Origin of the sequence: Planotetraspora thailandica (genome assembly GCF_016863335.1) — a bacterium.
In the GTDB taxonomy this organism is placed as follows: domain Bacteria; phylum Actinomycetota; class Actinomycetes; order Streptosporangiales; family Streptosporangiaceae; genus Planotetraspora; species Planotetraspora thailandica.
Genome location: NZ_BOOR01000002.1, coordinates 14,562 through 38,636 on the forward strand (window position 1 = coordinate 14,562; position 24,075 = coordinate 38,636).

The window sequence follows — 24,075 nt, forward strand, 5'->3', positions numbered from 1 at the left end:
GCGCCGTCGGCCGGCATGCTTAGGCGGATCGGCGGCGGAATCGCCGGGGCCGCCGTCCTGATCGGCCTCATCACGGTCCTGGCCCGTGTCACCGGCTTCGCCAAGCAGTTCGCTTTCGCCCGCGTGGTGGGCACCAACTGCCTGGCCACGGCGTACTACACCGCCAACCAGGTGCCCAACATCGTCTTCGAGGTCGTGGTGGGCGGCGCTCTCGCCGGGATGGTCGTGCCGGTGCTCGCCGCCGCCCGCTCGAAGCCCGACGCGCGCGCGGAGGTCGGCCGGATCTCTTCGGCGCTACTCACCTGGGTCCTGGTGCTGCTCGTCCCGCTCGCCGTGGTGGTGGCGCTCGTCGCAGGGCCCGTCATGGGTCTGCTCGTGCGCGACGTCAGCCGGTGCGACCCGCAGGCCGTGGTCGCGGTCGCCACGCGGATGCTGGTGGCCTTCGCCCCCCAGATCCCGTTGTACGGTCTGGCCGTCGTCCTCTACGGCGTGCTCCAGGCGCACCGGAGGTTCACCGGCCCGGCGCTGGCCCCGCTCGTGTCGAGCGTCGTCGTGATCGTCGCCTATCTGTCGTTCGGCCCGCTGAGCGGCGGGGTCCGCGACCCGGCGAGCGTCCCCGGGCCCGCCGAGCTCGCGTTGTCCGTGGGGACGACCTTGGGCGTGCTCGCCCTCGTCGTCACCGTGCTCAGGCCGGTCTCCCGGCTCGGCGTGGCCTGGCGGCCGACCCTGCGCTTCCCTGACGGCGTGGCCGTACAGGTGCGGCGGCTGGCCCTGGCCGGGCTCAGCGCGCTCGTCGCCCAGCAGGCGGCCATGGCGATCGTGATCCCCCTGGCCAACGACGGTGTCGGCGGGGGCGCCCTCGCGGCCTACAACTACGCCTGGGCCGTCTACCAGGTGCCCTACGCCGTGCTCGCCGTACCCATCGCGACCAGCGCGTTCCCCGCGCTCGCCGCGCGGGCGGGCGACGCCGGGGCGTTCGCCGCGCTGTCGGCGCAGACCACACGCGCGGTCGTCGTGGTCTCCGGGCTGGCCGCCGGCGCGCTCGCCGCCGTCGCGGGGCCGGTTGCGCAGGTGTTCCTCGGGCAGGCGGACACGCAGATCCCGCCGGAGCAACTGGCCTCCGCGATCGCGCTGTTCGCGCCCGGTCTCATCGGTTACGGGCTGATGGCCCACCTGAGCAAGGTGCTGTATGCCTCCGGACTCGGCCGGCCCGCCGCGCGCGGGCTGGTCATCGGCTGGCTCGTCGTCATCGGCGCGCAGGTGGCGTTCGCCCTGGTTTTCCCGGCCGGCTGGAAGCTCGGCGGGCTCGCCCTCGGCCAGGCGGTGGGCATGACGACTGGAGGCGCGCTCCTCCTGGTTTCGGTGCTGCGGGCCAGGGGAGCGCGGGCGCTGCAGGGTGTGCCGCGAGCCATGCTCGCGGCCGTCGCAGGCGGCGTCTGCGGATTCCTGGCCGGTTTCGGGGTCGTGGCGGCACTCGGCGGCAGCGGGCCGTGGGCCGGAGCGGCGGTGACGGTGGTCGCCGGAGCCGCGGCGGTCTGTGCGGGCGCGCTGGTCGTGGCCGCCGTCGACCGCCGAGACCTGGCCGCCGTGGTGTCCCGCGTGCGGCGCGGTGCGGTCGCAGGGAAGGACGCGTCATGAAGGTCGTGCTCGTGCTGGGGACCAGCGCTGGAGGCGTCGGCAGGCACGTCCGCATGCTGGCCGCCGGTCTGGCCGCCGGCGGCGCCGAGGTCGTCGTGGCCGGCCCTGCCGCCACGCAGGAGACATTCGGGTTCACCGAGGCGGGTGCGGCCTTCGAGGAGGTTCCGATCGCGGACCGGCCCCATCCGGTGAACGACCTGAAGTCGGCCGCCCGGCTCAGGGCGGTCGTGCGGGGGGCGGACACGGTGCACGCCCACGGCCTGCGGGCTGGCGCGCTCGCCGCGGCGGCGGCCGGATCCCGCACGCGTCCCGGACTGGTCGTCACCCTGCACAACGCCGTCACGGTCGGAGGTGCGATCGGCGCCGTCTACCGGGCGCTGGAAGTCGTCGTCGCGCGGCGTGCCGATCACGTGCTCGCGGTCTCCCCGGACATCGGCGAGCGGATGCGTGCGCGTGGTGCCCGGAGCGTCGGGGCCGCCGTGGTCCCCGCGCCGCCGCTCGCCGCCCCCTCCAGGGACGCGGCAGCCGTACGGGAGGAGATCTCCGGCCTCCTCAGCACGCCGTTGCCGGAAGACCGGCCTGTGTTGCTGACGATCGCCCGCCTCGCCCAGCAGAAGGGGCTGGAGACGCTGCTCGACGCGGCGGCCGTGCCGTACGAGCAGGGTCCGCTCTTCGTCGTCGCGGGAGACGGGCCCCTGCGGGCCGGGCTCCAGGCGAGGATCGACGCGGGAAGACTGCCCGTCCTCCTGTACGGCTGGGCCAGCACCCCCGATCTGCTCCAGATCGCGACGGCGGTGGTGGTGCCGAGCCGCTGGGAGGGGCAGCCGCTGAACGTCCAGGAGGCGTTGAGGGCGGGCAAGCCCGTCATCGCCACCCGTGTGGGCGGAATCCCGGCGATGGTCGGCGAGGCGGCCGTCCTGGTGCCCCCCGGCGACGCCGCCGCGCTGAGCGAGGCGATCGGGCGCGTGCTCGGCGACCCGGAGGAGGCCCGGCGGCTGGGGGCGGCGTCCGCGCGGTGCGGTGCGGGGCTGCCGGACGAGGACGACGCCGTGCGCGCGGTCCTCGACGTCTACGCGGCGTTGCCCACTCGTCAGGCAAAGGGCTCTGACCTGCGATGACGGAAAGCCGAGCGCTCAGGATTAGGTAATCCTAAGCCTGATCCTTATACTGGGCGCGTTGGGGGGGAGTATCCCTTCGCGGCAGTCTCGTCATCACGGTCTCAGGGCCCGGGACTGCCGGTCCGTCACGTGCAGGGCGGGAGAGACCTCCGGCAGTGTGTTCGCGCGCGCCGGAAGGTCATTACATTGAACGTTCCTGTATGGGCATGGTTCGCCGTCATCGCCGGGATGATCGTTGTCCTGGCCATCGATCTGTGGATCGTCGATCGCGGTGAACCCAGGGAGTTCTCCCTTCGCCAGGCCGGTTTCTGGGTCGGCCTCTACGTCTCACTCGCCGTGATCTTCGGCGTGATCCTGCTGATCTTCGGAGGCGTGCAGCCGGGAGGCGAGTTCTTCGCCGGCTACCTCACCGAGTACAGCCTCAGCATCGACAACCTGTTCGTCTTCTACATCATCATGGCGAGATTCGCCGTCCCCCGGATCTATCAGCACAAGGTGCTGCTGGTCGGCATCCTCCTCGCGCTGGTCATGCGCGGCATCTTCATCGCCATCGGCGCCGCGGTGCTCGCCCAGTTCAGCTGGCTGTTCTACGTCTTCGGGATCTTCCTCGTCTACACGGCCTACACGCTGGTCCGCGACCACAACAAGGATGAGGAAGACTTCAACGAGAACATCGTGCTGCGCTGGGCGCGGCGGGTGTTCCCCACGACGCCCGACTACGTCGGCTCGCACACCATCGTGCGGGTGAACGGCAGGCGCATGGTGACCCCGATGCTGATCGTCATGATCGCGATCGGCACCACGGACCTGCTCTTCGCGCTCGACTCGATTCCGGCGATCTTCGGGCTCACCAAGGACGCCTTCATCGTCTTCACCGCCAACGTCTTCGCCCTGATGGGCCTGCGCCAGCTCTACTTCCTCCTGGGCGGGCTGCTGCAGCGCCTGGTCTACATCAGCTATGGCCTTGCGTTCATCCTCGCTTTCATCGGGGTTAAGCTCGTTTTGGAGGCGCTGCACGAGAGCGACGTCTCCTGGGCACCCCAGATCCCGATCTGGCTTTCGCTGGCGGTCATCGCAGTCACGATGGCGGTGACCACGGTCGCCAGCCTGATCAAGGCTCGCCGCGCCGAGCCGGTGGCTCCGGTGGAGGCCCCGCAGGGTCAGGAAGCCCCACAGGGCTAGCGGTATCGGCAAGGAAACCGTTTGCTTGTCTCGTTGTGCCCTGCAATGACCGACGGGTCGCTAATATCGTCATTTCAGACGCAAACCGGCCCCTAGTCGCTACAGAGTACAAAGGTTCCCTGTGTCCAACGATTCTGAAATTTCCCGTGATGTCGGACAGACTGCGGGAAGCTCCGGTCGGCTCCGGCTTGCGCGCGGGGTGTCGCCGTGGCTGGCGCCGACCGCAACGGCGGCGGTCGTCACGACCCTGCTCACGCGAAGGTCGCCGAGGTGGGCGCTCGCCGCGGTGCCTCTGGCGGCCCTCACGGGCGGGATGCTCTGGTTCTTCCGCGACCCTGAGCGGGTGCCCGGTCAGGGAAGGGTGATCTCGCCCGCCGACGGGGTCGTCCAGAGCATCGATCCGTGGGCCGACGGCCGTACGCGGGTGGCGATCTTCATGAGCCCGCTGAACGTCCACGTCAACCGGGCGCCGGTGGCCGGCACGATCACATCGGTCGAGCACGTGCCCGGCGGGTTCGTGCCCGCCTTCAACAAGGACAGCGACAAGAACGAGCGCGTCGTCTGGCACTTCGACTCCGCGCTCGGCGACATCGAGATGGTGCAGATCGCCGGGGCCGTGGCCCGCCGCATCGTGCCGTACCTGCCTGCGGGCACGAAGGTGGCCCAGGGAGACAGGGTCGGGCTGATCAGGCTCGGTTCCCGCGTCGACGTCTACCTGCCCGAGGGAATCGCCCCCGCCGTGAGCGTCGGGGAGAAGACGGTGGCGGGGGTGACACGCCTTGACCACGTCTGACTTCGGTGCGGGCTGGCCGGTCGAGGGACTCACAGAGGACGAACGCAGGGAGGTCGAGCTCGCCGACGAGCCGCGCGGGCCCGTCGGAAAGGCCTTCCGCCTGTCGGCGGCCGACTCGCTCTCGCTCGGCAACGCCCTCAGCGGCTTCCTCGCCGTCTGCCTGCTCTCGTGGTCGGCGATCACCGACCTGCAGTCCGGCGGCAAGTTCGAGCCGGACCCCCGGTTCTTCGGCACCGCGGTCGTCCTGCTGCTGGTGGGCGCCACCTGTGACCTTTTCGACGGCCTCGTCGCACGCAAGTTCCGCGCGTCGGCGATGGGCGCCGAGCTGGACAACCTCGCCGACGTGATCAGCTTCGGCTTCGCACCCGCGTTCATGGTGGTCATCTGGGGTGGTTTCTCCCACAGGGTGCCACTGTGGCTGGTGCTGGTCGCCGCCGCTTCGGTCCTGCTCGCCGGTGTCGTACGGCTGGCCCGCTTCGCCTGCGTGAAGACGAAGAGCGGCGACTTCATGGGACTCCCGATTCCCATGGGCGCCATGACCGTGGTGTCGATCGTCCTGCTCTTCCAGCCTGGCTACCTCACGATCGCCGGCATCATCGGGGTCGCCTGGCTGATGGTCAGCCGGATCGAGTACCCCAAGCCGAAGGGCAATCTGGCCGCCGTCGTCCTGGCCTGGATGATGATCAACGTGGCGTGCCTGATCATCTGGGCGGCCCGCCTGGCCGGAGGCGACCAGCTCATCACCGTGGGCGCCGTCATGCAGATCGCCATCGTGTCGGCGATTCCCTTGCGCGTTCTCATGTTCAAACAGCAGCAACGCAGGGAACGACGCTCGGAGAGCGTGGGCTGACGTCCGTCGCGAACAGGGGCCGCTGTCCAGCCGGCCCCTTTCGTCTCGGGCATGTCGGCAGGGCATGAGCGTCAGATGGGCCCAGGCTCTCAATTCACGAGAATCGATCGCCTAGTCCAACGGAGCCCTGGTCGCCATGCCTCGTGACCACACCCGGACGTACTTCCTCGGCAAACTCGCGCGCGAGCTGGAGCTCAGGGGCCTGGAGGCGTTCCTCCGCCCCGATCCGCCCTCGCTGAAGGTCCGCGACCCCGACGCCGCCCTCTTCACCGAGACCGTCGACTGCGTCGCACTCTCCGACGGCTGGTTCTACCGCTGGTCGTGGGGCGACGTGGTGGAGAGCGCCGACCAGCCCGCCGCCGCGGCCGACCGCATCGTCAAGGTCTTCACCACAGGGGAGTCGCGCCCGCATCCCGGTCTCGAGGACGCCTAGCCGTCCCCGGCTCCCGCCGTACGGATTTCTGAAAAAACTTCCCGCGATGTGTCGATTCCGGGGCCGCCCGTTCGAGGCCCAGGTGAAGGGCCGAAACGTGCGGCCCACAACCGAAGGGGATCGGCATGACGGCACAACACGTGAGCGCGCGGACCGGCGGCACCCAGGTCGCGGCGGGATGTGACCCGGCGACGCGGGTCACCAAGAGCCTGCTGGCCTACGGAGTCATCGCCGGGCCGATCTACGTGCTGACCTCGGTGATCCAGGGGCTGACCCGGGAGGGGTTCGACTTCTCCCGCCATGCGTGGAGCCTGCTCGAGAACGGCGACCTGGGCTGGATCCAGTCGGCCGACCTCGTGGTGACCGGGCTGATGACCATCGCCTTCGCGGCCGGGCTCGCACGCTTCCTCCGCCCCGGGCGAGGGGGCGCATGGGCGCCACGGCTGGTCGCGATGTACGGCGCCGGGACGGCGGCGGCCGGGGTGTTCCGCGCGGATCCCGCGATGGGCTTTCCTGTGGGCACTCCGGAGGCCCCCGGCGAGGTCACCTGGCACGGAACCCTCCACTTCGTCGTGGGCGGCATCGGGTTCGCCTGCCTGATCGCGGCCTGCTTCGTGGTCGCGGCCCGCTTCTCCGCCGAGCGCCGCGGGGGATGGGCGGCGTTCTCCCGCATCACCGGCCTGGTGTTCTTCGCCGGTTTCGCCGGTATTGCGTCAGGCGGCGGTAACGTGACGCTCAACCTGGCCTTCACCGCGTCCGTCGTGTTCGTGTGCGCGTGGATCTCGGCGGTGGCGGTCCATCTCTACCGCAGGGCCGCGCGCGGCTGACATCGACCGGACATCGAAGAGAACCGAGGGATCATGCGTTACCTGGTGTTACTGAAGGCGCAGCAGCCGTCCACCCCGCCGCCTCCCGAGCTCATGGAGGCGATCATGAAACTCGGCGGTGAGGCCACCGCGGCCGGCGCGCTGCTCGACACCGCCGGGCTCGCCCCCAGCGCGTCGGGTGCACTGGTCGAGCTCACCGGAGGCCGGCTGAGCGTGACGGACGGGCCCTTCGCCGAGGCGAAGGAGCTCATCAGCTACGCGCTGTACGAGGTGCGGTCCAGGGAGGAGGCCGTCGAGTGGGCCTCCCGCTTCATGAAGCTGCACCGTGACCTGTGGAACGGCTGGGAGGGCGAATCCGCGGTCGTGAAGGTCATGGGCCCGGAGGACTTCGGGCCTCCCACGGCCTGAGGCCCCCGCCTCCGCAGCCCGGGTCTCGCGTGGTTGGATCGGTGGCCATGACGGCTGCCGATCCGCTCCGCGCCACCCACCGCGCGATCGAGGCGGTCTGGCGGATCGAGGCGGCCAGGGTGATCGCCGGGCTGGCCCGGCTCGTCCGGGACGTCGGTCTGGCCGAGGAGTTGGCGCAGGACGCGCTGGTCGTCGCCCTCGAGCAGTGGCCGAAGTCGGGCGTGCCCGACAACCCCGGCTCGTGGCTCATGGCCACCGCCAAGCATCGTGCGATCGACGTCCTCCGCCGGCAGACGCGGTACGCCCAGAAGCTCGAGGAGATCGGCCGCGATCTCGACGTCCGGCAGCAGGGGGAACCCGGACCCGACGCCGCGGCCGGCGAGTACATCGGCGACGACCTGCTGCGGCTGGTCTTCACCGCCTGCCATCCCGTTCTGCCCACCGAGTCGCGGGTGGCGCTCACGCTGCGCCTGCTCGGCGGGCTCACCACCGAGGAGATCGCACGGGCCTTCCTGGTCGCGGAGCCGACGGTCGCCCAGCGGATCGTCCGTGCGAAGCGCAGGCTCGCCGCCCAGAAGGTCGAGTTCGAGCTGCCGGCGCCGCACGAACTGGCCGACCGGCTGGCATCGGTGCTCGAGGTCATCTACCTGATCTTCAACGAGGGATACGCCGCGACCGCGGGGGACGACTGGACGCGTCCGGCGCTCTGCCAGGAGGCGCTCCGGCTGGGCCGGATCCTCGCCGGGCTCGCGCCCGCCGAGCCGGAGGTGTACGGGCTCGTCGGCCTGATGGAGATCCAGGCGTCGCGTCTGCGTGCGAGGATCGGCCCCGTCGGCGAACCCGTTCTGCTGCTCGACCAGGACCGCCGCCTGTGGGACCGGCTGCTCGTCCGCCGGGGGCTCGAGGCGATCGACCGGGCCGAGGCGCTCGGCGGCAGGTTCGGCCCGTACGCCCTGCAGGGCGCCATCGCCGCATGCCACGCTCGCGCGGCGTCGGCGGACGCGACGGACTGGGAGCGGATCGCGGCCCTCTACCGGGTGCTGGCCCACGTCTCGCCGTCCCCGGTCGTGGAGCTGAACCGGGCGGTGGCGGTCGGGATGGCCGCAGGCCCCGCGGAAGGCCTCGCGATCGCCGACGCGCTCGTCTCCGAGCCGGCGCTCGCGGCCTACCCCCATCTGCCGGCCGTACGAGGCGACCTTCTCGTGAGGCTCGGCCGGCCGGAGGAGGCGCGGCGCGAGTTCGAACGTGCGGCGGCGCTCACGCGGAACGAGCGGGAACGCGCCCTCTTCCTGGGCCGCGCCGCCGGCTGTGAGAACGGGACACCCGCCGGCTGACCGCGTGCCCCGGATCGGGCACGCGGCCTTGAGAAGACCTGTGGCGTCAGGGGAGGGTCACCAGCCGCGCGCCTTCCATTCCGGCAGCGACGGGCGCTCCGCGCCCAGGGTCGTGTCCTTGCCGTGGCCCGGATACACCCAGGTCTCGTCGGGCAGGCGGTCGAAGATCCGCTCCACCACGTCGGTGAAGAGCTGGTTGAACCGCTCGGGATCCTTCTGGGTGTTCCCGACGCCTCCGGGGAACAGCGAGTCGCCGGTGAAGACGTGCGACCCCTGGTAGACGAGGGCGATCGATCCGGGCGTGTGCCCGCGCAGGTGGACGACGTCGAGCGTGGCCTCGCCCACGTTCAGCGTGTCGCCGTGCCCGACCGTGCGGGTGGCCTCCACCGGCAGTTCGGGGGCGTCCAGCGGGTGGGCGACCACCTCGGCTCCCGTGGCCCTGGCCACGTCCGCCAGGGCCAGCCAGTGGTCCTGGTGGCGGTGGGTGGTCACGATCGAGCTGATCGGCCGATCGCCGATGAGCTCCAGCAGGCGGTCGGGCTCGGCCGCCGCGTCGATGAGGAGCCCGTCCCCGGTCTCCGTGCACCGCAGCAGGTAGGCGTTGTTGCCGAAGTCGCCCACCTCGATCTTGGAAATGGTCAGCCCGGGCAGCTCTCGCACATCGGCGGGGCCGCCCTTGGCGACGTCTCCGGTGTAGCTCATGGTCCTCCTAAGATCCTGTACGGCTCACGCTAGTCATGGACGGGCGGCCATGCGGACGGCGGCTCGGCGGGCAGGTTCGGCGGAGCCGGCATCACCAGCCACGGAGGCGGAGACGGCAGGGTGTCGCCCCGGCCGGAGCCGTCCGGATGGTCCGTCCCGGTCAGGCCGTCGGGATCGAGGGCCGTCGCGGTCAGGCCGTGCCCCGGCGAGCGGCCCGTGAGCCAGGCCACGAGCGCCCCCGGCGGACCCTGTACGGCCGGGCCGTGCCCGAGGCCCCGCCAGACCTCGACGTGCTCGCCGTCCCCGCGAGGCTCACGGGAGACGATCGTGCTCACCGGGCCCTGTCCGTGCGGCCACGACAGCATGGTGTCGTACAGCTCGCGCCGGATGTAGGCCTGCGGCCAGTCGGCCCAGCCGTACCCGGCGCCGAGATCGACGTGATGGACCTCGACCTCGCGGAGACGGCGGGCCAGGACGTACCAGGCGGGATGGTCCGGCGGACGCAACGCCGTCACCATCGCCGACCAGGCGTCGAACGGCATGCCCTCACAGGCGCGGAGGAACCTTTCGGCGCTCTGCTCCACGTCGGCGAGCAGTTCCCCGGCCGGCCGTACGGCTCCCGCCTCGATCTCCGCCGCCCTCGATTCCGGGGTGGGGTACTGAGGCGTCACGACGCCGGTCCTGGCCCAGGTCAGCAGGTTGACGAGGCCGTCGGCGTTGCGGGCGACGTGGGTCAGGACGTGACCACGGGTCCAGCCGGGCAGCCGGGACGGGGCGCGGACGTCGTCGGCGGTGAGCCGGGCAGCCGTGGCGACCAGCCGGCTCGTAGACGCGGCCAGCTCGGCCTGGAGCTGCTCGATGGCGGACATACGGCAATCATGGATCACCGCGGGGGCCGTACGGGAAGAGGGAACCGGCCGGAGGGGTTCTATTGGAAGGGTTTCCGGCCCGACTACAGGGCGCGAGTTTGACGGAACTCATACCCTGGATGTGTGGGGGCGTGACCCCGGGGAACGCGACCTTTGGAGACGTTTCAGCGGCCGCCCGCCCCGGGCCACCGGAAGACGCCCCCGAAATTGTCGGTGGCTCCGGATAGCTTGCCCGTGCACCTCCTGTTGACTCCATCGACCTATCGGGACCACCGTGGCTGACCGCCTGATCGTGCGTGGCGCACGTGAACACAACCTGAAGGACGTCTCGCTGGATCTCCCGCGAGACGCGCTGATCGTATTCACGGGGCTCTCGGGCTCCGGCAAGTCGAGCCTGGCCTTCGACACGATCTTCGCTGAGGGTCAGCGGCGCTATGTCGAATCCCTGTCCGCCTACGCCAGGCAGTTCCTCGGGCAGATGGACAAGCCCGACGTCGACTTCATCGAAGGCCTGTCCCCGGCGGTCTCGATCGACCAGAAGTCGACCAGCCGCAACCCGCGTTCGACCGTCGGCACGATCACCGAGGTCTACGACTACCTGCGTCTGCTCTGGGCGCGCATCGGCAAGCCGCACTGTCCCACGTGCGGAAGGCCGATCGCCCGGCAGACCCCGCAGCAGATCGTCGACCGCGTGCTGGAACTGGAGGAGGGCACCCGGTTCCAGGTGCTCGCCCCGGTCGTACGCGGCCGCAAGGGGGAGTACGCCGAGCTGTTCCGCGAGCTCCAGACGAAGGGCTTCGCCCGGGCCAGGGTCGACGGCACGATCGTCAGGCTGGAGGAGCCGCCGACGCTCAAGAAGTACGAGAAGCACGACATCGAGGTGATCGTCGACCGGCTCGCGGTCAAGGACGGCGCACGGCGACGGCTCACCGACTCGGTGGAGACGGCGCTGGGCTTGTCCGGAGGCACGATCACGCTCGACTTCGTCGACCTCCCCGAGGGCGACCCCAACCGGGAGCGGTTCTACTCCGAGCACCTCTACTGCCCCTACGACGACCTGTCGTTCGAGGAGCTCGAACCCCGCTCGTTCTCGTTCAACTCGCCCTTCGGCGCGTGCCCGGAGTGCACCGGCCTCGGCACCCGCATGGAGGTCGACCCCGACCTCGTCGTGCCCGACCCGGAGCGCACGCTCGGCGACGGCGCGATCAGCCCGTGGTCGGCCGGCCACACCAGCGACTACTTCGTCCGGATGATCGAGGCGCTCGGCAACGCGCTGGGCTTCGACCTGGACACCCCGTGGGAACGGCTGACGAAGAAGGCCCAGAAGGCGATCCTGTTCGGCCACGACGAGCAGGTGCACATCCGCTACCGCAATCGGTACGGCCGTGAGCGGTCCTACTACACCAACTTCGAGGGCGTCGTCCCCTGGGTGCAGCGCAGGCACGCCGAGTCGGAGAGCGACGCCAGCCGCGAGCGGTTCGAGGGCTTCATGCGCGAGGTTCCCTGCCCCGCGTGCAAGGGCCGCCGTCTCAAGCCGGTGTCCCTGGCCGTCACCGTGGGCGACGCCTCCATCGCCGAGGTCTCCGGCATGTCGATCGGGGAGTGCGCGAGGTTCCTGGCCGCGCTTAGCCTGTCCGACCGCGACATGCACATCGCCGAGCGGGTGGTCAAGGAGATCAACGCGCGGCTGGGCTTCCTGCTCGACGTGGGCCTGGACTACCTCACGCTCGACCGGGCCGCGGGCACGCTCGCCGGCGGTGAGGCGCAGCGCATCCGCCTGGCCACCCAGATCGGATCGGGCCTGGTCGGCGTGCTGTACGTGCTGGACGAGCCGTCGATCGGCCTGCACCAGCGCGACAACCAGCGCCTGCTCGAAACGCTCATCCGGCTGCGCGACATGGGCAACACCCTGATCGTGGTGGAGCACGACGAGGACACGATCGCCGCCGCCGACTGGGTGGTGGACATCGGCCCGGGTGCCGGCGAGCACGGCGGTCAGGTCGTCGTGTCCGGGACGGTGGAGGAGTTGCTCGCCAGCGAGCAGTCCCTCACCGGCGCCTACCTGTCCGGTCGTAAGGCGATAGCCGTACCGGCCAAGCGGCGCAAGCGCGACCGCAAGCGGCAGCTGGTCGTCAAGGGCGCGCGCGAGCACAACCTGACCGGCGTGGACGTGGAGTTCCCCCTGGGCGTCTTCACGGCCGTGACCGGCGTCTCGGGCTCGGGCAAGTCGACCCTGGTCAACGACATCCTCTACAACGCGCTCGCCAAGGAGCTGAACGGTGCCCGCACCGTCGCCGGGCGGCACTCCCGGGTGACGGGCACCGACCTGGTCGACAAGGTCGTGCACGTCGACCAGTCGCCCATCGGGCGCACGCCGAGGTCCAACCCCGCGACCTACACCGGGGTCTTCGACCACGTCCGCAAGCTCTTCGCGGCGACCACCGAGGCCAAGATCCGGGGGTATCTGCCCGGCCGGTTCAGCTTCAACGTCAAGGGCGGTCGCTGCGAGGCGTGCGCGGGCGACGGCACGATCAAGATCGAGATGAACTTCCTCCCGGACGTCTACGTGCCCTGCGAGGTCTGCCACGGCGCCCGGTACAACCGGGAGACGCTGGAGGTCCACTACAAGGGCAAGACGATCTCCGAGGTCCTCGACATGCCCATCGAGGTGGCACTGGACTTCTTCGAGGCCATCCCGGCGATCCGCCGCCACCTGCAGACGCTCAACGACGTCGGTCTCGGCTACGTACGGCTCGGCCAGCCCGCGACCACTCTGTCCGGTGGCGAGGCCCAGCGGGTCAAGCTCGCCTCCGAGCTGCAGCGGCGCTCCACGGGGCGCACGGTCTACGTGCTGGACGAGCCGACGACGGGCCTGCACTTCGAGGACATCAGCCGCCTGCTGGGCGTGCTCAACCGGCTCGTCGACAATGGCAACACGGTCATCGTCATCGAGCACAACCTCGACGTCATCAAGGTGGCCGACTGGATCATCGACATGGGCCCCGAGGGGGGCTCGCGAGGCGGCACCGTGGTGGGCACGGGCACACCGGAGGACATCGCCGTGGTGGACCAGAGCCACACGGGCCTGTTCCTGCGGAAGATTCTGGCGCTGTGACCTGCTTCATAGCGCGGTGTGTGATCGTTCATATTTTGCCGGTTTGATCCGCAATGGTGAACCAGGCCCGGGATGCGATCCGTAGTAGACGGCATAAGGTGACGCGTCACCATATGAGGCCGGACCTACGCCCGGGCCTGTCGGCATAGAGGAAGGACGATCATGACGGAAACGACCCGCCGAGCGATGCTCTTCGGAGCGGGAGGGGCCGGTCTGGCCGTGGCGCTGACCGCGTGCGGCGCCAACGGCGCCGACAGCGCAGGCACCTCGGCCGGCGGCGCACCGGCTGCGAATGCGCCTCAGGACGCGGGTGCGGCAGGCAGTGCGCTCGCCAAGACCGCGGACATCCCCGTGGGCGGCGGCAAGATCTTCGAAAGCCAGCAGGTCGTCGTCACCCAGCCGACGGCAGGGGAGTTCAAGGCGTTCACCACGGTCTGCACCCACCAGGGCTGCGCGGTCGACGCCATCACGAACGGCACGATCGACTGTCCCTGTCACGGGAGCAGGTTCAGCGTGAAGGACGGCTCCGTGGTCAACGGTCCCGCCACGGCGCCGCTGCCCACCAAGCAGATCAAAGTGAGCGGTGGCGACATCACGCTGGCGTGATGTGCGCGCCCGGCGTGACCGAGGGGGAGGTGCGCCCCACGCGGGCGGCCGTGGTCACGCCGGGCGGCCTTGCTCACCGGGCGCAGGGGGTGATCGCCGAAGCCGGAATTGTCGGGGGATCCAAGTAGGCTTGCGGTGTGGCGGATCCGGCAAGTTACCGACCGGCGCCCGGATCGATCCCCGAATCGCCAGGCGTCTATCGTTTCCGTGACCCGGCTGGCCGGGTGATCTATGTGGGCAAGGCGAAGAGCCTGCGCCAGCGGCTCAATTCGTATTTCGCGGATTTCGCCGGGCTGCACCCGCGCACCCAGACGATGCTCACGAGCGCGGCGAGCGTCGACTGGACGGTGGTGGGGACCGAGGTTGAGGCGCTGCAGCTCGAATACTCCTGGATCAAGGAGTTCGACCCCCGGTTCAATGTGAAATACCGGGACGACAAGTCCTACCCCTACCTCGCGGTGACCATGAGCGAGGACTTCCCGCGGGTGCAGGTGCTGCGCGGCGCGAAGCGCAAGGGCACACGTTACTTCGGGCCCTACTCGCACGCCTGGGCGATCAGGGAGACGGTCGACCTGCTGCTGCGGGTCTTCCCGGTGCGCACCTGCTCGGCGGGCGTCTTCAAGCGGGCCGGGCAGATCGGGCGGCCGTGCCTGCTCGGCTACATCGACAAGTGCTCGGCGCCCTGCGTCGGCCGGGTGACGCCCGACGAGCACCGCGCCCTCGCCGAGGACTTCTGCGACTTCATGGCGGGCAACACGACCCGCTTCACCAAGCGGCTCGAACGCGAGATGCGCGCCGCGGCCGCCGTCGAGGAGTACGAGAAGGCGGCGCGCCTTCGTGACGACATCCAGGCGCTGCAGCGGGCGCTGGAGAAGCAGACCGTGGTGCTGGGCGACGGCACCGACTGCGACGTCATCGCCCTCGCACAGGACCCGCTCGAGGCGGCCGTCCAGGTCTTCTACGTGCGCGGGGGGCGCATCCGCGGCCAGCGCGGCTGGGTGGTCGACAAGGTCGAGGACAGCACTCCGGGAGACCTCGTCGAGCAGTTCCTCCTCCAGATGTACGGCGAGGCCGCGATTCCCAAGGAGATCCTCGTCCCGGCGCTGCCGCCCGAGGCCGACGCTGTGATCGAGCTGCTCAGCGAGCAGCGGGGCGCACGGGTCGACCTGCGCGTGCCCCAGCGCGGCGACAAGAAGAGCCTGATGGAGACCGTCGAGCGCAACGCCAAGGAGTCGCTCGCCCAGCACAAGCTGAGGCGCGCGAGCGATCTGACCACCCGCAGCCGGGCGCTTCAGGAGATCGCCGACGCCCTCGACCTCGACCAGGCCCCGCTGCGCATCGAGTGCTACGACATCTCCCACATCCAGGGCACCGACGTGGTGGCGTCCATGGTCGTCTTCGAGGACGGCCTGGCCCGCAAGAGCGAATACCGCAGGTTCTCGATCAAGAGCACCGAAGGCGACGTGGCGTCGATCTACGAGGTCATCTGCCGGCGGTTCAAGCGCTACCTGGAGGAACGCGTCGCCACCGGTGAGCTGGACGGCGAGGTCCCGGCGCCGGATTCGGCGTCTGCAACGGGGGAGAGTCGCGATTCCGGGGCCGGGATGCCGATCGACCCGGAGACGGGCCGCCCGCGGAAGTTCGCCTATCCGCCCAACCTTGTCGTGGTGGACGGCGGTCCGGCGCAGGCCGCCGCGGCCCAGCGGGCGCTGGACGAGCTCGGGATCGACGACGTGGCGGTGTGCGGACTGGCCAAGCGGCTGGAGGAGGTGTGGCTGCCGGGGGAGGACCTCCCGGTGATCCTGCCTCGTACCAGCGAGAGCCTCTACCTGCTCCAACGGGTACGCGATGAAGCACATCGCTTCGCCATCACCTACCATCGGTCGAAGCGCTCCAAGACGCTGAAGGAGAGCGCGCTGGACGAGGTCCCTGGCCTCGGCCCGTCGCGCAGGCAGGCGCTCTTGCGCCATTTCGGCTCGGTGAAACGGCTGCGGGATGCCACCGCCGCCGAGATCCTCGAGGTTCCGGGCATCGGCCCCTCGACCGCCGAGGCGATCGTGGCGGCGTTGAAGGAAGAACGCGCGTGAACGACGGGGGATGTTCGCGCGCTCGCCCCCGCCCCGGTTGATCACGGGCGGTGGCGATCCGGTCGCTTTTTGCGGCGTGCCGGTGGCGCGCGCCGGGGCGGCGATGTCATGCTCCGGGCGAGAGCGTGTCATTCCCCCGCGGGTGTTGCTGACGGGGCGAGGCCATTTATCAGGCAGGGCGGAGAGCGGGCGATGAGCACGACTGAGCCGGCGTTCGTTGTGGTCACCGGCATGTCGGGGGCTGGCCGCAGCACAGCGGCCAAGGCATTGGAGGACGTGGGCTGGTTCGTCATCGACAACCTCCCACCGGGTTTGTTGTTCTCGCTGGCGGAAGAGGCCGGCAAGGTCAACATGGCGGCCGACAAGGTGGCCGCGGTGGTCGACGTGCGCAGCCTTGCGTTCACGACCGACCTGAACGCGGCGATCGGGGAGCTGGACGGGCGTGGGGTCGGCGTCCGGGTGATGTTCCTGGAGGCCAGCGACGACGAGCTGGTCCGCAGGTTCGAGAATGTGAGGCGCCCGCACCCGCTTCAGGGCGACGGGCGGCTTGTCGACGGGATCAGCCGGGAGCGGGGCATCCTCCGCGAGGTCAGGGCCAACGCGGACCTGGTCATCGACACCTCGTCACTGAACGTCCACGAGTTGCGCAACAAGGTCGTCTCCTACTTCGGAGGCGAGGACCGGCCCGGGCTCAAGGTCAACGTGGTCTCCTTCGGCTACAAGTACGGCATGCCGGTGGACGCCGACCTGGTGGTCGACTGCCGGTTCCTGCCCAACCCCCACTGGGTGCCGGAGCTGCGGCCGATGAACGGTCTGGACACACCCGTCAGGGACTATGTGTTGAGCCAGCCGGGGGCCAAGGAGTTCCTCGACGGATACGAGGAGGTCTTCGGCGTGGTGGCCGCCGGCTACACCCGTGAGGGCAAGAGCTACGTCACCCTCGCGGTGGGGTGCACGGGCGGCAAGCACCGCAGCGTCGCCATGGCCGAGGAAATCGGCGGACGGCTTCGCGAGCACGGCATGGACGTGCAGGTGAGCCATCGCGACATGGGGCGCGAGTAGCCCCAAGGGCACGTCAGGGCTCGGGACTCCGGCGATCCTCCGCCGCCCGGGCCCTTCGTCGTTCCGAACCGCCACACGGTAGGCCGTCTCCGCAATTGTGGATCTTCCGGAGCTTTTTCGTAGAGTAGGGCTTTCTGGAAAAGGGCTTCGTTAGGGTTAGGCGAGCCGTCAGGCGAGGAGGAGCATGAACGAGCTCGCCGTTGGACTCGCGGAGTCCTGCGACCCCAGCCAACCGTGCCCTTCGCGCGGTCCCAAGGTGGTCGCCCTGGGCGGCGGTCACGGCCTGTACGCCTCCCTGTCGGCCCTCAGGACCGTCACACGCGATCTGACTGCCGTGGTGACGGTCGCCGACGACGGAGGCTCCAGCGGCCGCCTGAGGCGTGAACTCGGCGTTCTTCCTCCCGGCGACCTCCGGATGGCCCTGGCGGCCCTGTGCGGCGACGACGAGTGGGGCAAGACCTGGAGCGAGGTCGTCCAGCACCGGTTCCGCAGCGAGGGCGAGTTGCACGGCCACGCCATCGGAAACCTGCTCATCGTCGCCCTGTGGGAGCTGCTGGACGATCCCGTCCAAGGGCTGGACTGGGTGGGGCGCCTGCTCGGCGCGCACGGCAGGGTGCTTCCCATGGCGTCGGTGCCTCTGGACATCGAGGCCGAGGTCGAGCTGGACGGAGTGATCTCCACCGTCCGGGGGCAGGTCGCGTGCGCGCTCACGCCCGGCCGGGTGCGGGCGATCTCCCTCGTGCCGCCGGACCCGCCCGCGTGCCCGCAGGCCGTCGAGGCGATCGAGGAGGCCGACTGGGTGGTCTTCGGGCCGGGCTCGTGGTTCACCAGCGTCCTGCCGCATCTCAAGGTGCCCGAGCTGGCGCGGGCGCTGCACCAGACCAGGGCCAGGCGGCTGGTGATCCTCAACCTCGCGCCGCAACCGGGGGAGACCGACGGGTTCTCGCCGGAAAAGCACCTCGAGGTGCTGAGGGAGCACGCTCCCTCGCTGGCGGTCGACGCCGTGCTGGCCGACCAGGGGGTGGTCGACGACCTCCGGGCGCTGGAGAAGGCCGCCGCGTCCCTCGGAGGGCGTTTGGTTTTGGCTGATGTGGCAGCTTCTGACGGATCTCCGCGGCATGATGGACCACGTCTTGCCGCGGTCCTTGACGAGATTTTCCACGAGAAGCGGTGATCCCCGTCTGTAGAGGTGCGAGAGACTGGCTCCCGTAAGTCTGTTTCGGGGAGGACACGCGCAGATGGCCATGACCGGTGTGGTGAAGGACGAGCTGAGCCGCCTATCAGTGCTCAAGCCTTGTTGCCGTAAGGCCGAGGTTTCGACGCTGCTGCGGTTCGCGAGCGGGCTGCACCTCGTCGGCGGTCGCATCGTGATCGAGGCCGAGCTGGACACCAACGTCACGGCCCGCCGGTTGATCAGAGATATCGGTGAGGTCTTCGGCCACAAGGCCGAGGTGCTCGTGCTCGCCCCCGCCGGGCTCCGCAAAGGCTCGCGGTACGTCGTGCGGGTCTACAAGGACGGCGAGGCGCTCGCCCGGCAGACGGGTCTGATCGACAACCACGGGAGGCCGGTTCGCGGTCTGCCGCGTCAGGTGGTCTCCGGCGCCACGTGCGATGCGGAGGCGGCCTGGCGGGGGGCCTTCCTGGCGCACGGCTCGCTCACCGAGCCCGGCCGTTCGATGTCGCTTGAGGTGACGTGCCCGGGTCCGGAGGCGGCGCTGGCGCTGGTCGGCTCCGCGCGGCGGCTGAAGATCCACGCCAAGGCGCGGGAGGTGCGCGGCGTCGACCGGGTCGTGGTCCGCGACGGCGACGCCATCAGCGCCCTGCTCACCCGCCTGGGAGCGCACGACAGCGTGCTCGCCTGGGAGGAGCGGCGGATGCGCCGCGAGGTCCGCGCGACCGCCAACCGCCTGGCCAACTTCGACGACGCGAACCTCCGCAGGTCGGCGCGCGCCGCGGTCGCGGCCGGCGCCCGCGTGCAGCGGGCCCTGGAGATCCTCGGCGAGGAGGCCCCCGAGCACCTCGTGATCGCCGGGCGGCTCCGCGTGGACCACAAGCAGGCGTCCCTGGAGGAGCTCGGCCAGATCGCGGACCCGCCCCTGACCAAGGACGCGATCGCGGGGCGGATCCGGCGGCTTCTGGCCATGGCCGACAAGCGGGCTCAGGACATGGGCATCGCCAACACCGAGGCCAACCTCACCCCGGACATGCTCGCTCCCTGAGCCCGCTCGCCAAGGCGCCAGGTCAGCTCTTGACCTTCTCGAGTTCGGCCGCGTCGGCCGGCTTCTCGTCGGTCGCCTTTGCGTCGGCCGGTGCTGAGACGGCCTCGGGGGCCTTCTCGGCGGGCTCGTCGCCGGCTGCCTCAACGGCTGCCTCGGCTGTCGCCTCGACGGCCTTGGACTCCTCGGCGTCGGCCGTGGTCTCCGCCGTGGTCTCGGCAGTGGTTTCGGCAGTGGCGGGCTCGGCCGTCTTGTCGCCGTCGGAGGCGGGCGTCGCGGAGGCGGCGGGGGCCTCGCTCTGGGCGGCCTCGGCCGTATCCGTGCCGGTCTCAGTACCAGTCTGGGCGTTGGCCTCCGGGGCGGTCATGGGAGGCAGGAGCGGTCCCGCGGGCGCCGCCACTTCGGGGGTCGCGACCCCGGCCATGGCGGCACTCTGGCGCACGGCCTGGATGCGCCGGTTCACGAACGTGAAGCCGAACGCGCCGCCGATGATCCAGATGATCACACTTTTGAACCCGGCGACCTCGCCGAAGTGGTCGAGGACCACCGAGAGGGCGTCGCCGTAGCTGATCGAAAGGCCCGCCCCCTCGGCCGCTCTGACGACTTGGACGACGTACTCGGCGACGATGCCGAGAACGGCGCCGCCGAAGGAGAGGATGGCCGCGATGGCGGGGAGCACCGGGCTGGTGGGCTTGACTGCCAGCATGGCGAGCCCGACGAGCACGCCGATGCCGATGGCGGCGTAGCTCAGCTGATATCCGGTGACGTCGACGATTACCGCGTAGATCGCGGCGCCGACGACGGCGGCGACCAAACCGACGAGGATGCCGGGAACCAACCCGCTCTTGGGGGTCGGTGAAATCTCGTTCATTGGGGGGTTTCCTGGGAGAGAAGATTTTCATGTGACAAGCCGGGCACATTACCCCACAACCTGACTTCTGGCGTGGGCTTTATCTGACTGTGCCCGAACCACCACCCGCGCGTGGTCTAGTCCAATTTGCGTCCGATAAGGTCTGTCATTGAGGTTTCACGCCAGCCATGTCGCCGGGGTGCCCGGCGCACGACGTACAAGGAGATCGGATCCGTGAGCATCCGCGTGGGCGTCAACGGCTTTGGCCGTATCGGCCGCAACTTCTGGCGCGCAGTGGCGGCCAGCGGTAAGGACATCGAGATCGTCGCCGTCAACGACCTGACCGACAACGCGACGCTGGCCCAGCTGCTGAAGTACGACAGCATCCTGGGTCGCCTGCCGTACGAGGTGAAGGCCTCGGCGGACGAGATCAACGTGGACGGCAAGGCGATCAAGGCCTTCGCCGAGCGGGATCCGGCCAAGCTTCCCTGGGGCGACCTGGGCGTCGACGTCGTCGTGGAGTCGACCGGCCTGTTCACCGACGCCACCAAGGCGCGGGTGCACGCCGACAACGGCGCCAAGAAGGTCATCATCTCCGCTCCGGCGAAGAACGAAGACGTGACGATCGTCATGGGCGTCAACCACGAGTCGTACGACCCGGCGGCGCACACGATCATCTCCAACGCCTCCTGCACCACCAACTGCCTGGCCCCGCTGGCCAAGGTCCTCAACGACACCTTCGGCATCGAGAAGGGTCTGATGACGACCATCCACGCCTACACGCAGGACCAGAACCTGCAGGACGGCCCCCACAAGGACCTGCGCCGCGCCCGTGCCGCCGCCCTGAACGTCGTCCCGACCTCCACCGGCGCCGCCAAGGCGATCGGCCTGGTGCTGCCCGAGCTCAAGGGCAAGCTGGACGGCTTCGCCATGCGCGTGCCGATCCCCACCGGCTCGGCCACCGACCTCACGGTCGAGGTCAAGCGTGAGACCACGGTCGAAGAGGTCAACGCCGCGCTGAAGGCCGCCGCCGAGGGCTCGCTCAAGGGCTACCTGACGTACACCGAGGACGAGATCGTCTCCTCCGACATCGTGACCGACCCGTCGTCCTGCATCTTCGACGCCGGTCTGACCAAGGTCATCGGCAACCAGGTCAAGGTCATCGGCTGGTACGACAACGAGTGGGGCTACTCCAACCGCCTCGCCGACCTCATCGAGTACGTGGGCGCCTCGCTCTGATGATCGGAATCGACGAGCTCGACGTGAAGGGCCGGCGCGTCTTCGTGCGCGCCGACCTCAACGTCCCCCTGGACGGGGAGACGATCACCGACGACGGGCGCATCCGCGCGTCGGTGCCGACGATCAATAAGCTGCTCGAGCGCGGCGCCAAGGTGATCGTCGGGGCCCACCTCGGCCGCCCCAAGGGCGCGCCCACGCCGAAGTACTCCCTCGCGCCGGTGTCCCGGCGGCTGGCGGAGCTGCTCGGCCAGGACGTCGCCTTCGCCACCGACGTCGTCGGCGAGTCGGCCGCGAGCACGGTCGAGGCCCTCCAGGACGGCCAGGTGGCCCTTCTGGAGAACCTGCGGTTCGAGCCGGGCGAGGAGTCGAAGGACGACGCCGTCCGCGGCGAGTTCGCCGGCAGGCTGGCCGCTCTGGCCGACCTGTACGTGGGCGACGGCTTCGGCGCCGTGCACCGCAAGCACGCCAGCGTCTACGACCTGCCGCAGCGCCTCCCGCACGCGGCGGGCGACCTGGTGCTGACCGAGGTCGAGGTGCTCAAGAAGCTCACCGAGGACCCGGCCAGGCCGTACGTCGTCGTGCTGGGCGGGGCGAAGGTCTCCGACAAGCTGGGCGTCATCGCCAACCTGCTGTCGAAGGTCGACCGCCTGCTCATCGGAGGCGGCATGGGCTACACCTTCCTCAAGGCCCAGGGCCACGAGGTCGGCAACTCGCTGCTGCAGGAGGACCAGCTCGACCAGGTCCGCGGTTTCCTCAACGAGGCCGCGTCCCGCGGGGTGGAGCTCGTGCTGCCGGTCGACGTGCTGGCCGCCACCCACTTCGGTGCGGACGCGCCGCACGAGGTCGTGGACGCCACCGCGATCCCCGCCGACCGCGAGGGCCTCGACATCGGCCCGAAGACCCGCGAGTTGTTCGCGGCCAAGCTGGCCGACGCCAAGACCGTGTTCTGGAACGGCCCGATGGGCGTGTTCGAGTTCGAGGCGTTCTCCGGTGGCACCCGTGCCGTCGCGGAGGCGCTGGTCACGTCGGACGCGTTCACCGTCGTCGGCGGCGGCGACTCGGCCGCGGCCGTGCGCCTGCTCGGCTTGCCCGAGGACGGTTTCTCCCACATTTCCACTGGTGGAGGCGCAAGCCTCGAGTACCTCGAAGGCAAGACCCTTCCCGGACTCGCGGCACTGGAGGCCTAGGTGAGTCGTAAGCCGCTGATCGCCGGCAACTGGAAGATGAACCTCAACCATTTCGAGGCCATCAACCTGGTGCAGAAGCTGGCCTTCTCGCTGACCGACAAGGACTTCGACAAGGTCGACGTCGCGGTGATCCCGCCGTTCACCGATCTGCGCAGCGTGCAGACGCTGGTCGACGGTGACAAGCTCCGGATCGTGTACGGCGGGCAGGACCTGTCTCCGCACGACTCGGGCGCCTATACGGGCGACATCTCCGGGGCGATGCTCGCGAAGCTCGGATGCACGTTCGTGCTCGTCGGGCATTCGGAGCGGCGGCAGTATCACCACGAGGACGACGCGCTCTGCAACGTCAAGGTCAAGGCGGCCTACCGGCACTCGGTCACGCCGATCCTGTGCGTGGGCGAGAGGCTGGAGATCCGCAAGGAGGACCGCCACGTCGAGCACACCCTGTCGCAGATCGACGGGGCGCTCGACGGCATCACGGCCGAGCAGGCCAAGTCGCTTGTGGTGGCGTACGAGCCGGTTTGGGCGATCGGCACCGGTGAGGTCGCCACCCGGGCGGACGCGCAGGAGGTCTGCGGAGCGATCCGCAAACGACTCGCCGAGGTATATGGGGACGAGGTGGCCGCCGCGGTCCGTATCCTTTACGGAGGTTCGGTCAAGGCGGACAACATCGCCGGGATCATGGCGGAGCCCGACATCGACGGCGCCCTCGTTGGGGGAGCCAGCCTCGACCAGGCAGAATTCGTTAAGATCTGCCGTTTTGGGGAGATGCCTGGCTAGCTGAGCCGTTTAGGGGGTACGAGTTGACAGCACGTCGTACCCTCATAGAGCAAGATTGAATCATCACGCCGCTGGCGTCATGTACACGCCCGTAACTAGGAACAGGTCTACGGTGACAATCGGAATCTCCATCGCCCTCATCCTGTCGAGTGCTCTGATGGTGCTGCTCGTCCTGCTCCACAAGGGCAAGGGCGGCGGTCTCTCGGATCTGTTCGGCGGAGGCTTCACGTCGTCCTTCGGCGGATCCTCTGTGGTGGAACGAAACCTGGACCGGCTCACCATCATCACGGGCGTGATCTGGTTCGTCTGCATCATCGCGCTGGGTCTGCTGCTGAAGCCGTAGGGGTTCCCCGCGCAGCGTGACCTGGATTCACCTCCCCGTGTCCCCGGGGCGATCGAGCAAGGAGTTCATCCGTGGGTAGTGGCAACGCGATCCGTGGCAGCCGAGTCGGTGCCGGCCCCATGGGGGAGGCTGAGCGTGGCGAGGCGGCCCCCCGAGTGCGGGTCTCGTTCTGGTGCGCCAACATGCACGAGACGCGGCCGAGCTTTGCCAGCGATGCGGCCGTCCCCGAGTTCTGGGACTGCCCTCGGTGTGGATTGCCGGCCGGTCAGGATGAGTCCAGCCCGCCTGCTCCGCCGCGGAACGAGCCGTACAAGACGCACCTCGCGTACGTGAAGGAGCGCCGCAGCGACAAGGACGGGGCGCAGATCCTCGCCGAGGCGCTCGAGCGCCTGCGCACCTCGTCCCGTCCGATCTACTAGTCGTACGGCACGGCCTG

General features: G+C 69.7%; 23 protein-coding genes. 20 read left to right on the forward strand and 3 right to left on the reverse strand.

All coding sequences use genetic code 11. The features are described 5' to 3' along the window. Positions 1 to 15 precede the first annotated feature (15 nt). The 9 genes from murJ (at position 16) to Pth03_RS00125 (ending at position 8,583) form a co-directional block, all read left to right on the forward strand. Positions 16 to 1,638 (forward strand): murein biosynthesis integral membrane protein MurJ, encoded by a 1,623-nt coding sequence (murJ, locus tag Pth03_RS00085; RefSeq protein WP_203941965.1) that lies wholly within the window; start codon positions 16 to 18, stop codon positions 1,636 to 1,638. Then, positions 1,635 to 2,756, forward strand: coding sequence for a glycosyltransferase family 4 protein (locus Pth03_RS00090; RefSeq protein WP_203941966.1), 1,122 nt, complete (start codon positions 1,635 to 1,637; stop codon positions 2,754 to 2,756). Before murJ ends, Pth03_RS00090 begins: the two co-directional genes overlap by 4 nt. A 186-nt stretch (positions 2,757 to 2,942) precedes the next feature. Further along, positions 2,943 to 3,938 (forward strand): TerC family protein, encoded by a 996-nt coding sequence (locus Pth03_RS00095; RefSeq protein ID WP_203941967.1) that lies wholly within the window; start codon positions 2,943 to 2,945, stop codon positions 3,936 to 3,938. 121 nt (positions 3,939 to 4,059) lie between these two features. Further along, a complete protein-coding gene (locus Pth03_RS00100) occupies positions 4,060 to 4,731 on the forward strand; it encodes a phosphatidylserine decarboxylase (protein ID WP_373318465.1) in 672 nt (223 codons plus the stop codon). After that, on the forward strand, positions 4,718 to 5,581 hold the full coding sequence (gene pssA / locus Pth03_RS00105) for a CDP-diacylglycerol--serine O-phosphatidyltransferase (RefSeq protein ID WP_203941968.1): 864 nt from the start codon (positions 4,718 to 4,720) through the stop codon (positions 5,579 to 5,581). The genes Pth03_RS00100 and pssA overlap by 14 nt, the downstream gene beginning before the upstream one ends. Positions 5,582 to 5,717: 136 nt before the next feature. Beyond that, positions 5,718 to 6,014 (forward strand): hypothetical protein, encoded by a 297-nt coding sequence (locus tag Pth03_RS00110; protein WP_203941969.1) that lies wholly within the window; start codon positions 5,718 to 5,720, stop codon positions 6,012 to 6,014. Between the two features lie 125 nt (positions 6,015 to 6,139). Continuing rightward, positions 6,140 to 6,841, forward strand: a complete 702-nt coding sequence (locus Pth03_RS00115) for a DUF998 domain-containing protein (protein ID WP_203941970.1) — start codon at positions 6,140 to 6,142, stop codon at positions 6,839 to 6,841. A 33-nt stretch (positions 6,842 to 6,874) separates the two neighbouring features. Beyond that, the gene (locus tag Pth03_RS00120) at positions 6,875 to 7,249 is read left to right on the forward strand and encodes a YciI family protein (RefSeq protein ID WP_203941971.1); all 375 of its coding nucleotides are present in this window, start codon (positions 6,875 to 6,877) and stop codon (positions 7,247 to 7,249) included. Between the two features lie 47 nt (positions 7,250 to 7,296). Then, complete coding sequence (locus Pth03_RS00125; protein WP_203941972.1) at positions 7,297 to 8,583, forward strand: RNA polymerase sigma factor; 1,287 nt, start codon at positions 7,297 to 7,299, stop codon at positions 8,581 to 8,583. A 57-nt stretch (positions 8,584 to 8,640) separates the two neighbouring features. On the opposite strand, the gene Pth03_RS00130 is transcribed toward Pth03_RS00125, so the two are convergent. Both Pth03_RS00130 and Pth03_RS00135 read right to left on the reverse strand, forming a co-directional pair. Continuing rightward, positions 8,641 to 9,285 (reverse strand): MBL fold metallo-hydrolase, encoded by a 645-nt coding sequence (locus tag Pth03_RS00130; protein ID WP_203941973.1) that lies wholly within the window; start codon positions 9,283 to 9,285, stop codon positions 8,641 to 8,643. A 29-nt stretch (positions 9,286 to 9,314) separates the two neighbouring features. Further along, on the reverse strand, positions 9,315 to 10,154 hold the full coding sequence (locus Pth03_RS00135) for a maleylpyruvate isomerase family mycothiol-dependent enzyme (RefSeq protein WP_203941974.1): 840 nt from the start codon (positions 10,152 to 10,154) through the stop codon (positions 9,315 to 9,317). A gap of 274 nt (positions 10,155 to 10,428) precedes the next feature. Here Pth03_RS00135 and uvrA point away from each other — a divergent pair, with 274 nt between their 5' ends. The 6 genes from uvrA to whiA all read left to right on the forward strand — a co-directional run bounded on the left by uvrA (position 10,429) and on the right by whiA (position 19,243). Then, entirely contained in the window at positions 10,429 to 13,269 is a 2,841-nt protein-coding gene (gene uvrA, locus Pth03_RS00140; protein ID WP_203941975.1) for an excinuclease ABC subunit UvrA, read from the forward strand. A gap of 162 nt (positions 13,270 to 13,431) precedes the next feature. Then, on the forward strand, positions 13,432 to 13,875 hold the full coding sequence (locus tag Pth03_RS00145) for a Rieske (2Fe-2S) protein (RefSeq protein ID WP_239118648.1): 444 nt from the start codon (positions 13,432 to 13,434) through the stop codon (positions 13,873 to 13,875). A gap of 137 nt (positions 13,876 to 14,012) precedes the next feature. Next, positions 14,013 to 15,962, forward strand: coding sequence for an excinuclease ABC subunit UvrC (gene uvrC / locus Pth03_RS00150; protein WP_203941976.1), 1,950 nt, complete (start codon positions 14,013 to 14,015; stop codon positions 15,960 to 15,962). 192 nt (positions 15,963 to 16,154) lie between these two features. Beyond that, positions 16,155 to 17,024, forward strand: coding sequence for an RNase adapter RapZ (rapZ, locus tag Pth03_RS00155; protein ID WP_203941977.1), 870 nt, complete (start codon positions 16,155 to 16,157; stop codon positions 17,022 to 17,024). A gap of 256 nt (positions 17,025 to 17,280) precedes the next feature. Then, a complete protein-coding gene (locus tag Pth03_RS00160) occupies positions 17,281 to 18,198 on the forward strand; it encodes a gluconeogenesis factor YvcK family protein (protein ID WP_239118659.1) in 918 nt (305 codons plus the stop codon). Between the two features lie 64 nt (positions 18,199 to 18,262). Further along, a complete protein-coding gene (gene whiA / locus Pth03_RS00165) occupies positions 18,263 to 19,243 on the forward strand; it encodes a DNA-binding protein WhiA (RefSeq protein ID WP_203941979.1) in 981 nt (326 codons plus the stop codon). A 22-nt stretch (positions 19,244 to 19,265) separates the two neighbouring features. Here the strand turns inward: whiA and Pth03_RS00170 are convergent, their stop codons facing one another. After that, on the reverse strand, positions 19,266 to 20,111 hold the full coding sequence (locus tag Pth03_RS00170) for a hypothetical protein (RefSeq protein ID WP_203941980.1): 846 nt from the start codon (positions 20,109 to 20,111) through the stop codon (positions 19,266 to 19,268). A 213-nt stretch (positions 20,112 to 20,324) separates the two neighbouring features. Here Pth03_RS00170 and gap point away from each other — a divergent pair, with 213 nt between their 5' ends. The 5 genes from gap to Pth03_RS00195 all read left to right on the forward strand — a co-directional run bounded on the left by gap (position 20,325) and on the right by Pth03_RS00195 (position 24,058). Next, a complete protein-coding gene (gap, locus tag Pth03_RS00175) occupies positions 20,325 to 21,329 on the forward strand; it encodes a type I glyceraldehyde-3-phosphate dehydrogenase (protein ID WP_203941981.1) in 1,005 nt (334 codons plus the stop codon). Next, positions 21,329 to 22,516, forward strand: coding sequence for a phosphoglycerate kinase (locus tag Pth03_RS00180; protein WP_203941982.1), 1,188 nt, complete (start codon positions 21,329 to 21,331; stop codon positions 22,514 to 22,516). Before gap ends, Pth03_RS00180 begins: the two co-directional genes overlap by 1 nt. Beyond that, the gene (gene tpiA / locus Pth03_RS00185; RefSeq protein ID WP_275412998.1) at positions 22,517 to 23,296 is read left to right on the forward strand and encodes a triose-phosphate isomerase; all 780 of its coding nucleotides are present in this window, start codon (positions 22,517 to 22,519) and stop codon (positions 23,294 to 23,296) included. A gap of 112 nt (positions 23,297 to 23,408) precedes the next feature. Continuing rightward, the gene (gene secG, locus Pth03_RS00190; RefSeq protein WP_203941983.1) at positions 23,409 to 23,639 is read left to right on the forward strand and encodes a preprotein translocase subunit SecG; all 231 of its coding nucleotides are present in this window, start codon (positions 23,409 to 23,411) and stop codon (positions 23,637 to 23,639) included. A 71-nt stretch (positions 23,640 to 23,710) separates the two neighbouring features. Further along, positions 23,711 to 24,058, forward strand: coding sequence for an RNA polymerase-binding protein RbpA (locus Pth03_RS00195; RefSeq protein WP_203941984.1), 348 nt, complete (start codon positions 23,711 to 23,713; stop codon positions 24,056 to 24,058). The last annotated feature ends 17 nt before the right edge of the window (positions 24,059 to 24,075 follow it).

Bases quoted from the DNA above. Each gene is read 5' to 3' on its own strand.
- Pth03_RS00120 (WP_203941971.1), top strand. From the start codon at position 6,875: ATGCGTTACCTGGTGTTACTGAAGGCGCAGCAGCCGTCCACCCCGCCG.
- rapZ (WP_203941977.1), top strand. From the start codon at position 16,155: ATGAGCACGACTGAGCCGGCGTTCGTTGTGGTCACCGGCATGTCGGGG.
- murJ (WP_203941965.1), top strand. From the start codon at position 16: ATGCTTAGGCGGATCGGCGGCGGAATCGCCGGGGCCGCCGTCCTGATC.
- Pth03_RS00135 (WP_203941974.1), bottom strand. From the start codon at position 10,154: ATGTCCGCCATCGAGCAGCTCCAGGCCGAGCTGGCCGCGTCTACGAGC.
- Pth03_RS00145 (WP_239118648.1), top strand. From the start codon at position 13,432: ATGACGGAAACGACCCGCCGAGCGATGCTCTTCGGAGCGGGAGGGGCC.
- whiA (WP_203941979.1), top strand. From the start codon at position 18,263: ATGGCCATGACCGGTGTGGTGAAGGACGAGCTGAGCCGCCTATCAGTG.
- Pth03_RS00110 (WP_203941969.1), top strand. From the start codon at position 5,718: ATGCCTCGTGACCACACCCGGACGTACTTCCTCGGCAAACTCGCGCGC.
- Pth03_RS00130 (WP_203941973.1), bottom strand. From the start codon at position 9,285: ATGAGCTACACCGGAGACGTCGCCAAGGGCGGCCCCGCCGATGTGCGA.
- Pth03_RS00170 (WP_203941980.1), bottom strand. From the start codon at position 20,111: ATGAACGAGATTTCACCGACCCCCAAGAGCGGGTTGGTTCCCGGCATC.
- Pth03_RS00180 (WP_203941982.1), top strand. From the start codon at position 21,329: ATGATCGGAATCGACGAGCTCGACGTGAAGGGCCGGCGCGTCTTCGTG.
- Pth03_RS00090 (WP_203941966.1), top strand. From the start codon at position 1,635: ATGAAGGTCGTGCTCGTGCTGGGGACCAGCGCTGGAGGCGTCGGCAGG.
- Pth03_RS00125 (WP_203941972.1), top strand. From the start codon at position 7,297: ATGACGGCTGCCGATCCGCTCCGCGCCACCCACCGCGCGATCGAGGCG.
- Pth03_RS00115 (WP_203941970.1), top strand. From the start codon at position 6,140: ATGACGGCACAACACGTGAGCGCGCGGACCGGCGGCACCCAGGTCGCG.